The sequence below is a fragment of the Sphingopyxis sp. 550B genome, from assembly GCF_057401805.1.
Genome location: NZ_CM171610.1, coordinates 305,205 through 317,961, shown reverse-complemented (window position 1 = coordinate 317,961; position 12,757 = coordinate 305,205). Strand labels below are relative to the sequence as shown.

Genomic DNA, 12,757 nt, shown 5'->3' with positions numbered 1-12,757 from the left:
CGCTTAAAGCCACAAAAGCCCCGCATGCGCATGGTGATTCTGCGTCCTTTGTGGCTTCGGGCTTCGGCACGCGGCCTCATCCGTTCGTCATGCTGAACGCGTTTCAGCATCCCTGGCCGGACCTTCCCTTTTGCGCCGCCTTTCAGTCGAGGGCGGGCCATGGACCCTGAAACAGGTTGGCGTTTATACCCCTGAGACAGGGAAGCTGGTGATCCCCGGCGAAAACCGGGGTCCATGCGAGGCCGCGCTGTGCCATCTGGACCCCGGCTTTCGCCGGGGAACGCTCACCCGTCGGAAGGGGATAATTGCGAAACAGGTTCAGGGTGACGAGAAGATCCGCCGCTATCCGAATCCCCACAAACCTCAAACCATCTTGGCGAAGCTGGCCGCCGATCCCAGCACGCGCGATCGCGCGTGCGCCTGCTCCGGCCCGGGCGCTTCGGGCGAAGAAGCCGACAGGGCGCGGAGCAATTTTGCCGTGCCTTGCAGCGTTTCGGGGACGAGGCTGTAGAAAACGAGCTTCGCGTCGCGGCGGGTCTTGACCAGCTCCGCCTTTCGCAGGATCGCAAGCTGCTGCGACAGGCCCGGCTGGCCGATGCCGGTCAGGCTTTCGAGCTCGCCCACCGACGTTTCGCCTCTTTCGAGCAGCGTGTACACCAGCTTGAGCCGCACGTCATGCGCAAGCGCCTTCAGGAGCGCCGCGATCGTGCCGAGTTCGGTCTCCGTGAAGCGCGTCACCGGCCCGTCTTTCCATCGCTGTCGGTCCGCGTCTGGTGGAACCAGCAGGGCCCTTCCGCCGCATCAAACGCCGACGCCTGATCGTGGCAGGGCGGCAGCAGCACGTCGTCGCCCGGGCGCCAGCCTTCGGGCGTCACGACATTGTCGCGGTCGACCCGTTGCAGCGCGGCGACGACGCGCAGCAGTTCCTCGACCGACCGTCCGACGGTGGCGGGATAGCAGATGCGGGCGCGGACGACGCCGTCCGGGTCGATGAAGAAGGTCGCGCGCAGCGTCGCCGCGTCGGTCGCGTCCGCCGCGATCATCCCATAGGCGCGGCCGATCACCATCGACGGGTCCTCGACGATCGGAAAGCCGACCGTCACGCCGAAATGGTCGCGGATCGCGCGAATCCAGCCCAGATGCGCATAAAGGCTGTCGACCGATATCGCGACGAGCGCGCAGTTCAGCGCCTCGAACCGATCGGCGGCGCGCGAGAGTGCGACGAATTCGCTGGTGCACACCGGCGTGAAGTCGCCCGGATGCGAGAACAGCAGCACCCAGCGGCCGCGATAGTCGGACAGGCGCAGTTCGCCCATCGTCGTGCGCGCCTGAAAATCGGGCGCGACCTCACCGATCCGAAGCGGCCTCGAACTCAGGCCGGGGTCGTCCATGCTCGCGCTCAATATCGGCTCCCGTCAGGTTGAAGAGTGAAGGAACGACCTACACGCTTACACCATCATGATAAACGACGAAGCCAGCGCACGCGACGGAACTGCCGCCAAATTCGACGAGCGGCAATTGCGCCGGGCCGAAGCGCGGTTACAAGCGATACCATTCGATCAGGAGAATATGATGCGTCTGGCCCTTGCTCTGTTGCTGTTCCCCGCGCTGCCGTTCGGCCCCGCGATCGCCCCCGCGCTGGCGCAGGTGGCGCCGGCGGGCACCCAGGACGAAGCGCTGCTCGAATTTCTCGACCGCGCCTATGACGAGCGGGTGAAGCTGAGTCCCGAGGAGCAGACACGGCTAGGGTTCAAGACCGACTATGAGCGGCTCGACGATTATACCGATGCCGCCGCGGTGCGCGAACAGGCACTGGCCGAGCGACAGCTTCAGGACCTGCACGCCCGCTTCCGGCCCGAGCAGCTCGGCGAGCGCGCCCGGGTCAGCTACCGGCTGTTCGAATATGAGGTCGAACGCGGCCGCGAATCGGCCCGGTTCCGCAAACTGCGGTTCCCGGTCACGACGAATGGCAGCCCGGCGGGCCAGATTCCCGTGCTGCTCATCAACAACCACAAGATCGACAGCGTCGCGGACGCCGAAGCCTATATCGCCCGCCTGCGCGATACAGAGCGCGTGATGCGCGAGGTCGCGGCGTCGATGCGCGAACAGGCCGCGGCGGGAATCGTGCCGAACAAGGTCAATTTCGCGCCCGCGCGCGCCGATGCGCGCAAGGTCATCACCGGCGCGCCCTTCGATGGCGGCGCCGATTCGACGCTGATGGCGGATTTCCGCAAGAAGGTGACCGCGCTCGACGCACCGGCCGCGGTGAAGGAAAAGCTGTTGCAGGAAGCCGGCGCCGCGCTGACCGGGCCGTTCCAACGCGGCTACGACGCGCTGATCGCGGCGCTCGACGAGATCGAGCCGCAATCGAAGGGCAATTTCGGCGTGTGGAGCCTGCCCGATGGCGAGGCCTATTACGCCGACCGACTGAAGCGTTCGACGACCACCGACCTCACCGCCGACCAGATTCACGGGCTGGGCCTCGCGCAGGTGGCGGCGATCCGGCAGGAGATGGAGGCGATCAAGCGCGAGGTCGGCTTCGACGGCACGCTCGAGCAGTTCTTCGACCACATCCGCACCGACCCCCAGTTCAAATATCCGAACAGCGAGGCCGGCCGCGAAGCGTATCTGCACGATGCGCGCGCGGTGATCGCCGCGGCGATGGCGGCGGCACCGCGCTATTTCTCCGTCCTGCCCAAGGCGGCGCTGGAGGTGCGCGCGGTGGAGAAGTGGCGCGAGGCGACCGCGTCGACCGCTTTCTACAATTCGCCGTCCGCCGACGGTTCGCGTCCCGGCATCTATTACGTCAACCTGATTGACATGAACCAGACGCAGAAGGTGCAGGTTGCCGCCATCGCCGCGCACGAAGGCGCGCCGGGACATCATTTCCAGATCGCGCGCCAGCAGGAATTGGCGGGGCTGCCCAAATTCCGCCGGTTCGGCGGCTATGGCGCCTATGTCGAGGGCTGGGGTCTCTATTCGGAGCGGCTGGCGAACGAGATGGGGCTGTACAAGGACCCCTATGACCGCTTCGGGATGCTGTCGTTGCAGGTATGGCGCGCGATCCGGCTGGTGCTCGATACCGGTATCCATTCCAAGCGCTGGACCCGCGAGCAGGCCATCGAATATTTCCGGTCGAACAGCTCGGTGTCGGATACCGACATCGCGCGCGAGGTCGACCGCTATTTCAACTGGCCGGGACAGGCGACGAGCTACATGGTCGGCCAGCTCAAGATCGCCGAACTGCGCGCGCGCGCTGAACGCGAACTCGGTCCCCGCTTCGATATCCGCGAATTTCACGAGGCGGTGCTGGGCGAAGGCGCATTGCCGCTTGACCTGCTGGAAGATCAAGTGGAGCGGTATATCGCAGCCAAACGCTCCTGAGAGCGGGCGGACGAGGTCGCGTCCGCCTTCGCTGTCCCAGCGCCCGGAGAAGACGGCCTAGAGCCGGCGGCCGGTGATCCGGCTGATCTCCTTTGCGACCATCGTCTCGACGATCACCGGCAGGTTGGCGTCGAGCCAGTCCTTCAGCATCGGGCGGAGCGTGTCGATCACCACCTCTTCCATCGTGCGGCCGCCGGTCGGCGGTGCGGGCGATGTGGCCGTGCCGGGCGCGACGGCGGCGGTCAGCGCGTCGAGCGACTGGCGCGCGGCATCGGCGCTGGCGGCTGACACGAGTTCCTCGCCGCCCGGCGCCGCTGGTGCGGCATCCTGAGGCGCGTCCACCGCTGCCTCTTCCTCCTGCAGGTCGAGGATGTCGTCGGCCGGGGTGCGCGCGGCGCGCGCGGCGCCCGGCGCCTCGTCACGGGCGATGACGCGCCGGATCGACGACAAGATATCTTCCATCGACGGCTCTCGCGACAGATCGCCCATCCTTGCCCCCTTCGGTGAACCCGCGCGGCGGGCGTTAACCACGATCATAAAGGTCCGGGGCAGGGCTTGCCAAGCCCCAGATTGCGGATTTCACGCCCGGCGCCCCGGATTTGCGTTTTGCCGCGTTTTCGGGGTCGTCGGCCGTTTTCGCCCTGCTGGGACGCCCTATTGGTGCGGCAGGTTGCTGGCGTCGGCCGGGACGCCGGCATCGGCGGCGGGCACCGCGCGCGTATCGGTCGCCTGCTGCTGCGGCGCGGGATCGTCGGCCCAATCCCAGATCTGGCCGCGCACGCGCTCGTAATTGACCGCCGGATCGTAGAGCGGGCCGCCCTCGATCCCCAGGTCGCGCGCCTCGGCCTTGCCCATCGCCGCGAGGACCGAGAAGGCCGCGACATAGCTGTTGCGCCGCGCCGAGACGAGCTGGACCTGCGCGTTCAGATATTCCTGCTCGGCATTCAATATGTCGAGGATCGAGCGGGTGCCGACGCTGTTCTCGGCGCGAACCCCTTCCAGCGACAGCGCGTTGGCACCGACCGCCTGCTCGGTCGCGGCGATGACGCGCTCGTTCGCCTGCCATGCGGCATAGGCGCCGCGCGTCTGCGCGATCACGTCGCGCTCGGTCGCGACATAGGTCTCGATCGCCTGGCTCGTGCGCGCCTGCGCCTGACGGACCTGCGCCGACGGCCGCCCGCCCTGGAACAGCGGCAGCGTCAGCGTGACGCCGGCGGCGGCGCTGGTCTGGCTCTGCGACACGCCGACGCCGGGAACGCCGCTCGACGCCGAGCCGAGGAAATTGGTGTAATTGCCGCTGACGGTGCCGTCGAGCTTGGGCATGCGCGAGGCGCGCGCGACGCCGATGTCGGCGCGCGCGGCGTGGACGAGCTGGTCCGCCGCGTCGATGTCGGGATTGTCCCGCAGCGCGATCGTGACCGCGTCCTCGGCGCTGGCGGGCAGGCCGGGCAGCGGCGGCGGCGGCTGGAGGTCGACCGGCGCCTCGCCGACGAGGCGGATATAGGTTTCGCGGCTGGCGATCAGATTCGCCTCGGCGCTGCGCAGGTCGCCCTCGGCGAGCGCGAGTCGCGCCTGCGACTGGGCGACGTCGGTGCGCGTCAGGTCGCCGATCTCGAACCGGTCGCTGGTCGCCTGCAAATTGGTGCGGAGCACCGACACATTCTTTTGATTGAGCTGGACGATCGCGGTGTCGCGGATCACGTCCATATAGGCGCCGACGACCTGCGCGAAGACGCTCGCCTCGGTCGCGCGCAGGTCCGCCTGCCCGGCCTCGACGCGATATTGTGCGGCGCGCACCGCGTTGCGCACCGCGCCGCCCTGATAGATGGGGACAGAAAGCCGGCCGCCGGCGTCGATCAGCCGCGTCGGTGAGGAAAAGCTGTTGCCGGGCTTCACCAGATTTTCGCTATAATCGCCCTGCGCGCCAAGCGACGGCAGGCCCTGGCTCCGCTGGATCGGGACATTCTCGTCGTTCGCCCGCTGTCCGGCGCGCGCGGCGGTCAGCGTCGGGTTGTTCTCATAGGCCTTGGCGAGCGCGCCCTGCAGCGTCTCGGCGGCGGCCGGCGTCGCGGTCAGCAGGAACGCCCCGGCGGCGATGCCGGCAAGCCAATATCCCCGGCGAACGGGTTTCATGTCGGAGTCGTGCATCCTGTTGCCAGCCTGAACCAGAGGGAAGGGGAGAATCAGAAGCGGAAGCCCCGGGGCGCCGCGAATCCCGGCAGCGGCGCGACGTCCATGTCGGCAAATGGGCGCAGCGCCAGCGTGCCGTCGGTCTTGATGCCCTGCACCAGCCGCGTAACCGTGCCGTCGCGCCGTGCTGCGACCAGACGGCCGCGCCGTGCGAGCTGGCCGACCAGCGTGTCGGGCAACTGCTCGATCGCGCCGTCGATGATGATGCGATCGAAGGGCGCGGCGTCGGGCGCGCCGGCGGTGAGGGGCCCCTCGATCCAGCGGATGTCGGTGTCGGCCGCAGCGGCGCGGGCGACCGCGATCAGCTCTGGCGATTCCTCGACCGCATGAACCTTGGCGCCCAGCATGGCGAGCAGCCGCGCCACATAGCCGGTCGCGCCGCCGATCAGCAGCACCTTCTGCCCCGGCTGGATATCGGCGGCGACGAGCATCCGTCCGGTGACGAGCGGCGGGTTAAGCATCCGGTCGCCGCCGAGCGCGATCGCACGGTCGATATAGGCGACGCTCGCCAACTGCGCGGGCACATGCGCCTCGCGCGGGACGGCCCCCATCGCTGCGACGATGGCGGGATCGATGACATCGCTGGTGCGAAGCTGGCTGTCGACCATCGCCGCCCGCATCGCCGCCGCGCTCAATTCGCTGTATTTGGTTGCCATCAGCCGGTTTCCGATTCTGCTGTTTCGTTCGTTTCCGCCGGGAGCTTCTAGCCCATGCCGCGCTGTATTGCAATGATAATACAGCAACGAAGTCCGGCTGCCGCCGCGCATAGCCGTCCGGACGCCCTGCGCCAAGCCTCGTCGCGGCCGAAGCGGCGGCGTGCTACCGAAAATTGCGCAACAAGCGGATTGCCAGTGCGCGACGAAATCGCTAGGGGCGCTTCTCCACGCATTTTGAGCGCCTGAGGCCCGATGGCGGAGTGGTGACGCAGCGGACTGCAAATCCGTATACGCCGGTTCGATTCCGGCTCGGGCCTCCAAATATCGCATGAGCGCGCACTGGCGCTGGCCCCCCGCTCATGTTGACTGCGATGCGCGCGCGGACATCCGGCGGACAAAGGGGAGGGGCATGCTGTATTTTCTGCTGATGAGTCCGGTGCCGCCGTGGATTCCGGATCCGGAAAACCTCACCCAGCCCATCGTCCATTACCAATGCGAAATGGTGAACGAGCGGTTCGACCGTCACACGCTCAAGTTCAGGCGCGAGGGCGGGCGCGGTTATTGGCGGGCGCCCGGCGAGGCCGCCGTTACGTCCGGAAAACATGTCATTGAAGAAGATGGCATGGGGTTGTTTTCGGGGATGATAGAGGTCCCACGGCCGGAGAGCGAAAGGCGGGGCGCCTATTTTCGCGACACCGAACGGATTGCCGATGCATCCAGAGCAATCGTCATGGAAGAGGTGACGCCGATATTGAAGATGCTGGAAGACGGCCTGAGTTGGCGGGCGAGTCTCGTCCTGACGATCGACCACGGTTTGCGCGTCGAGCGCGTCGTAGGATTTTGCGATGTCCGTCCCGAAGATCAGGATCCGCTGGACGAAAAGGAAACGCGGGACCTGCTGGCAGGTTGAACGGACAGGCGCCGAATCTCGTCTTCAGGGCGGGACACATCGTGGGGGAGGGGATGGTGGCCGTGCTGGACTGGCTGTTGAGTTGGTCGGGCGTGCTGGGATTCGCAATGGTCCTCGCCGCGCCGGTTTTCGTTGCCCGTTACGGCGTCGCGGGCGCCGGATGGTCGATGCTTCTCATCGGGCTGCTGAGCGCCGCTAGCTTCTGCCATTTCTGGACGGCTGATATCGAGGACGAGGCGCTCATCGGCCATTCGAACGCGGTGGGATTGCTGATGTCGGTCCTGCTTGCCGTTCTCGGTTTCGCGGTCGTCGCCGTCACGCTCGGAATCCGCAAGCTCATGTCGTCCGGAGACGATGCTCCATAGGCGTCGCCTCGTCACGGTTTCGCTTCGCTCGCCGTGACGAAGGAAAGCCGGGACGGCGGCGATCCTAGCCTTTCCTGCCTTTCTGCCGGTCCTCGGCTTCCTTGAAGATTTCGGCCAGCTTGGCGCGGGCTTCGTCGATCTTGCTCTCGTCGATCAGGTCGACGGTCGCGCGAATCTTGTTTTCCTTTTCGGTGCCGTGCGCGGCGAAGGCGATCGGCGACAGCACCGATCGCGCGAGGTCGCCCTTGTTCTCGTCGAGCAGCTGGCGCGCCAGGATCAGCCGATAGAGCGCGTCATATTTGGCATAGTCCCACGCGCTTTCGAGGATGACCAGCGCGTCCTCGGGAATCGGCTCGCCCGCCTCGCGATAGGACATGTAATAGCCGATCATCGGCCGCGGGTCCTTCTGGTCGAGCTTATGCGCCTTGACCAGCCACGGGCGTGCCTGGGCATACAGCGCCTTGTCCTTGTTTTCGTCGGCACGCGCCAGGAAGATCGAACCCATCAGGAAATTGGCGAAGGAGCTGTCGGGCGCCAGCGCCAGCGCGCGCTTTGCCGCGGCTTCGGCCTCGTCGAAATTCCTCGCGTCCAGATGCGCCTCGGCGACGATCAGCTGCGCTTTCAGATTGTCGGGATAGGCCGCGCCCTTGCCGGACAGGTCGCGCGCGACATCCTTTGCCTCCTTGCGGTCGACGCCGCGCTGCGAACGGATATATTCGCGCATCAGCGCTTCCTCGGCCGGGGGCAGCTGGCGCAGCGCCACCGCGGGCTCGGGAACCGCGTTCGGCGGCGAGACCATCACCGGGAACTGGTTGCGGCCCTTGTATTTGCGCAGCTCGGCCTGCAGCGTGTCGAGGTTGCCGAAGATCCGTTTCGCCGCGGTCAGGCTGTCCTCACCCTTGTTGAGCGCCGCCAGATAGGCCGGAAGCTGCCCCCGGCGCTCTTCGTTGAAGTTCAGATAGTGCGACAGCAGCCAGCCGAAGGCGTAGGATTGATACTGTTCGAGCCCGGTCAACTTCACCTTGTGGTCGAACAGGCGGGACAATCGCACGTCGGGCAATTGCTTGAGCGCGGCGCCGCGCGCCTGCGGCACCAGCCCGCCGACGAAGCTGCCGTCGTCGCGGAACTCGACCGTGCTGTACAGCTCGGCGAACCCTTCCGAATACCAGGCGGGATAGGCGGTACTGAAATTGGTCAGCATGAAATGGTGCGTATATTCGTGGAACAGCACCTGCTCGGTATCGAGGGTCGGGCCGCTGCTGCTGCGCCGGACGCTGCTCATGTCGCGGCGCTTTTCGCGCGCGGGGACGAAGGCGACGGTCGAGCCGGCGCGCGGGATATAGAAACCCGCGATGCCCGACCCCGGCGCTCCGGCGACATAGGCGATGTCGTCGATGTCGCCGCTGCGGAACACTTTCACCTTGTTCGCCTCGCCCATGTCGGGCCCCGGAATCGGATAGCCCTGAAGATAGCGCAGCGCATTGTCGTAGCGTTCGAGCAGGCGCGCGAACTGTTCGGCGTCGTCCTTCTTGCTTTCGGAATAGACGATGAAATGCGCGGTTTCGGCCTGCCACCATTCGGCGCGCGCGCTGGCACCGATCGCCATCGCCGCCAATGCCGTCCCGACGCTGATCGCGCGTACCCAGCCCTGCAATTTCACTCGCCCGCTCCTCGAACAGATGTCCTGAAGCCGAGGGCTAGCAACTACGGCCCGCGATTCCAATGCCCCGATCGGTCGTCAGACGAAGCTGTAGGGATCTATGTCGATCGCGAGGCGTGCCTTGGCGGGCCAGTCGATGCGTCCGACCCAGTCGCGGATCGCGCCCTGCAGGTCGAAGCTGCGCGGGGCGTGCAGCAGCAGGCGGAAGCGGTGCCGCCCGCGCAGCATCGCGAGCGGCGCGGGGGCGGGGCCATAGATGGCGAGACCGTCGGCGACGGGCGCCTTCTCCCCCAGTCGTTGCGCGACGCCGCGCGCTACCTCCATCTCCTCCGACGAGATGACGAGCGCGGCGAAGCGGCCATAGGGCGGCGCCCCCGCCTGCCGCCGCGCGGCGGCCTCCGCGGCGTAGAAGCCCTCGCGGTCGTTCGCGACCAGCGCCGCCATCACCGGGGCGTCGGGGACGCGTGTCTGGATCAGCACCTCGCCCGGCTTCACCCCGCGTCCCGCGCGTCCGGCGACCTGCGCGATCTGCTGGAAGGTGCGTTCCGACGCGCGCAGGTCGCCGCCATCGAGCCCCAGATCGGCATCGACCACTCCGACCAGCGTCAGGTTCGGGAAATGATAGCCCTTGGTGACGAGCTGGGTGCCGATGATGATGTCGACGAGACCGCCCTCGACCGCGTCGACGAACTCGGCTGCCTTGGCGGGCGACCACAGGGTGTCGCTGGTGACGATGGCGGTGCGCGCTTCGGGAAAGCGTTCGGCGACCTCGTCGGCGATCCGCTCGACGCCGGGGCCGCAGGCGACGAGGCTGTCCTCGTCCTCGCACTCGGGGCACAGGCGCGGCGGCGGCATGACATGGCCGCAATGATGGCAGGCGAGACGGTGGACGAGTCGGTGCTCGACCATCCACGCGGTGCAGTTCGGGCACTGGATGCGATGACCGCAGGTGCGGCAGAGCGTCAGCGGCGCGAAGCCCCGCCGGTTGAGGAACAGCAGGCTCTGCTCGCCCTTCTGCAACCGGTCGGCCAGCGCGTCGACGAGCGGCGGCGCCAGCCAGCGGCCGCGGTCGGGCGGATCGATCCGCATGTCGATCGCCGCGAGGTCGGGCAGCGTCGCGCCGCCATAGCGCGCGGGCAGAACGATGTGGCGATAGCGTCCCGCCTCGACCTGCGCGAGGCTTTCGAGCGCGGGGGTCGCGCTGGCGAGGACCACCGGCAGCTTTTCGAACGCCCCGCGCATCACCGCGACGTCGCGCGCGTGATAATGGACGCCGTCCTCCTGCTTGAAGCTCGTTTCGTGCGCCTCGTCGACGACGATCAGGCCCAGCCGGGCATAGGGCAGGAACAGTGCCGACCGGGCGCCGACGACGATCTTCGCGTCGCCGCGCGCGATCGCGTGCCAGGCGCGGCGGCGCTCGGTCGAGCGCAGCCCCGAATGCCATGCGACCGGCTCGCAGCCGAAGCGCGCGGCAAAGCGGGTCAGCATCGGCTCGGTCAGGGCGATCTCGGGCAGCAGGACGAGCGCCTGCCCGCCCGCTTCGACCGCCGCGGCGATCGCCTCCATATAGACTTCGGTCTTGCCTGATCCCGTGACGCCGTCGAGCAGCAGCGTCTCGAACCGTGCGGCGGCGACGGCGTCGCGAAGCTCGCCGGCGGCGGCGGCCTGCTCGGCGGAGAGGGCGGGCGGTGCGAAGGCGGGGTCGGGCTCGGGATAGGGGGCGTCGGCCGACACGCTCACCGCTTCGAGCGCGCCCGCCTGGACGAGGCCGCGGATCACTCCGTCGCTGACCTCGGCAAGCGCCGCCAGCTCGCGCACGGTGCCCTGCCGGCCGCCGATCTTCTCGAGCGCCACCGTCCGCTGCGGCGTCATCCGCGGCGGAAGCGCGCCCGTCGCGCGATATTCGACGATCGGGCGGCGCGCGTCGGCAAAAGCGGCGCCGGGCAGCACCATCCGCAGCACCGCGCCCGGCGGGGCGAGATAATAGTCGCTCGTCCATTCGACGAGGCGGCGCAGCGGCGCGGGCACCGGCGGCACCGGAAAGACTTCGTACAGGTTGCGCAGCCGGTTGTCGCCGACCGGATCGGGCGCGCCGAAGCTCGCATCTTCCCATACCGCGCCGCCCATGCGCCGCGGCCCGAGCGGCGCGACGACGACGCTGCCGAGCGGCGCCTCGGTGCCCTGCGGCACGCGATAGTCGAGCGGCCCGAGGGCGGCAGTGAGAAGGAGGACGCGGGCGCGGGTCATCTGTGGGGAGGATATAGGGCGGCCGGTAAAATAGGAAAGCGGACGCGGCTCCGCGTGAACCGAAATCTCTGCGCCTCTGCGCGAATCCTGGAGCGGCGAACCATGATCTGCACCGTTCGCCCTGAGCTTGTCGAAGGGCCGTTCTTTCTCTTTGGCGCCGCAAGAAGAACAGTGCTTCCCCCGGACTTGATCCGGGGTCAGCACGAACGAAAACAGCGGTGATCCAGATTTAACGCGCGGCGTTTTGGAAAGCGGCTAACGCCGCTTCCTTCACCCGCGGTTTCGCCGGCTTCGAGCGCCGGAACCAGAAGGTCCAGACCGCGAGGCTTCCCAGCATCGTCATCGACAGGCCCGAGATCGTCAGGACGAGCCGCCACAAAAGGCCGCCGACCTTGCCCGAATGGATCGGATAGGCCTTGTTGAACGCCTGCGCGCCCGCGGGCATCGCGAGCGCGTCGCGCGCGCCGAGCAGCTTGCCCGTCGCAGCGTCGAACCACAGGGTCGAGCGGCCGTTGGGCAGCCATTCGGCCTGCTGGCGCATCCGCAGCATGATCGGGCCGCCGTCCTTCGCGGGCAGGCTGAGGATGCGGAACTCGGCATCGGGGAAGCGGCGGCGCGCCTCGCCCAGCATTGCCGCGTAATCGGGCCTGGCGGCTAGGGGGCCGCCCTGGTATTTCGGCGGCTTCATCGCCCTGGCGGCTTCGGCGGGCGAGCCGAAAGGCGCAATCATCGCCATTGCGAAGGGCTGAAAGATCATCATCGTGCCGGTGACGACCGACAGCAGCAGCAACGGTGCGACGACGATGCCGAGGTCGCGGTGGTGCATGACGATCGCCGGCCGGCTCATCCGTTTCGGCCACAGCCGGAAGCGGAAGGTGCGGCGCGTGCGCCACCACAGGATGACGCCCGAGAGGATGAAGAACAGGCCGCACAGCCCCGCGGTGCCGATCACCCATTCGCCGGTGTCGCCGGTGAACAGATGATGGTGGAAATCGAAGATCCACAGCTCGGGCCGCTCCCACTGGCTCGCCCACTGCGTAGCGACTCGCCCCGTCTGGTCGGCGTAGAGGCCGGCGCCGTCGCCGAAGCGCGCCTGGTGCAACCCGAAGCCGTCGCTGGCATAGATGATGCCCTGCGGCGCCTGCGGCAGCGCCATGATCCGCTCGGTCGCGGCGACGGTGCTCGCAAGGTCGGTACGCAGCGGATCGCCGGCATGCGCGACGCCGATCCACGCATATTTGTGCAGCAGGATGGTGCCCGACAGGCCGAGCAGCGCCAGCACGAGGCCGATCAGGCCGCCGGTCCAGCGGTGCAGCGTGTCGAGCAGTTTCATCATCGGTGGGCC

General features: G+C 67.6%; 11 protein-coding genes and 1 tRNA gene. 4 read left to right on the top strand and 8 right to left on the bottom strand.

Going from position 1 to position 12,757, the window contains the following annotated elements:
* Positions 1 to 363: 363 nt before the first annotated feature.
* Positions 364 to 738: an ArsR/SmtB family transcription factor gene (locus AC2S9W_RS01510; protein ID WP_486571541.1), complete on the bottom strand. Its 375-nt coding sequence runs from the start codon at positions 736 to 738 to the stop codon at positions 364 to 366.
* Entirely contained in the window at positions 735 to 1,391 is a 657-nt protein-coding gene (locus tag AC2S9W_RS01505) for a peroxiredoxin (RefSeq protein WP_486571540.1), read from the bottom strand. Before AC2S9W_RS01505 ends, AC2S9W_RS01510 begins: the two co-directional genes overlap by 4 nt.
* A gap of 178 nt (positions 1,392 to 1,569) precedes the next feature.
* Here AC2S9W_RS01505 and AC2S9W_RS01500 point away from each other — a divergent pair, with 178 nt between their 5' ends.
* A complete protein-coding gene (locus AC2S9W_RS01500) occupies positions 1,570 to 3,384 on the top strand; it encodes a DUF885 domain-containing protein (RefSeq protein ID WP_486572053.1) in 1,815 nt (604 codons plus the stop codon).
* Positions 3,385 to 3,441: 57 nt separating this feature from the next.
* Here AC2S9W_RS01500 and AC2S9W_RS01495 read toward each other — a convergent pair whose 3' ends face one another.
* From AC2S9W_RS01495 to AC2S9W_RS01485, 3 genes are all read right to left on the bottom strand, one after another.
* Complete coding sequence (locus AC2S9W_RS01495; RefSeq protein ID WP_486571539.1) at positions 3,442 to 3,873, bottom strand: DUF2497 domain-containing protein; 432 nt, start codon at positions 3,871 to 3,873, stop codon at positions 3,442 to 3,444.
* A 165-nt stretch (positions 3,874 to 4,038) separates the two neighbouring features.
* Positions 4,039 to 5,532 (bottom strand): TolC family outer membrane protein, encoded by a 1,494-nt coding sequence (locus tag AC2S9W_RS01490; RefSeq protein ID WP_067186237.1) that lies wholly within the window; start codon positions 5,530 to 5,532, stop codon positions 4,039 to 4,041.
* Between the two features lie 35 nt (positions 5,533 to 5,567).
* Positions 5,568 to 6,230, bottom strand: coding sequence for a protein-L-isoaspartate O-methyltransferase family protein (locus AC2S9W_RS01485; RefSeq protein WP_067186235.1), 663 nt, complete (start codon positions 6,228 to 6,230; stop codon positions 5,568 to 5,570).
* 246 nt (positions 6,231 to 6,476) lie between these two features.
* Between AC2S9W_RS01485 and AC2S9W_RS01480 the strand changes: the two genes are divergently transcribed.
* The 3 genes from AC2S9W_RS01480 to AC2S9W_RS01470 all read left to right on the top strand — a co-directional run bounded on the left by AC2S9W_RS01480 (position 6,477) and on the right by AC2S9W_RS01470 (position 7,505).
* Positions 6,477 to 6,550, top strand: a tRNA-Cys gene (locus AC2S9W_RS01480).
* Between the two features lie 89 nt (positions 6,551 to 6,639).
* A complete protein-coding gene (locus AC2S9W_RS01475) occupies positions 6,640 to 7,140 on the top strand; it encodes a hypothetical protein (RefSeq protein WP_067186234.1) in 501 nt (166 codons plus the stop codon).
* Between the two features lie 56 nt (positions 7,141 to 7,196).
* Complete coding sequence (locus AC2S9W_RS01470; RefSeq protein ID WP_172709680.1) at positions 7,197 to 7,505, top strand: hypothetical protein; 309 nt, start codon at positions 7,197 to 7,199, stop codon at positions 7,503 to 7,505.
* A gap of 64 nt (positions 7,506 to 7,569) precedes the next feature.
* On the opposite strand, the gene AC2S9W_RS01465 is transcribed toward AC2S9W_RS01470, so the two are convergent.
* The 3 genes from AC2S9W_RS01465 to AC2S9W_RS01455 form a co-directional block, all read right to left on the bottom strand.
* Positions 7,570 to 9,165: a tetratricopeptide repeat protein gene (locus AC2S9W_RS01465; protein WP_156483045.1), complete on the bottom strand. Its 1,596-nt coding sequence runs from the start codon at positions 9,163 to 9,165 to the stop codon at positions 7,570 to 7,572.
* A gap of 78 nt (positions 9,166 to 9,243) precedes the next feature.
* On the bottom strand, positions 9,244 to 11,412 hold the full coding sequence (locus AC2S9W_RS01460) for a primosomal protein N' (protein WP_486571538.1): 2,169 nt from the start codon (positions 11,410 to 11,412) through the stop codon (positions 9,244 to 9,246).
* Positions 11,413 to 11,641: 229 nt separating this feature from the next.
* Entirely contained in the window at positions 11,642 to 12,745 is a 1,104-nt protein-coding gene (locus AC2S9W_RS01455; protein WP_067187186.1) for a PepSY-associated TM helix domain-containing protein, read from the bottom strand.
* Positions 12,746 to 12,757: the final 12 nt, after the last annotated feature.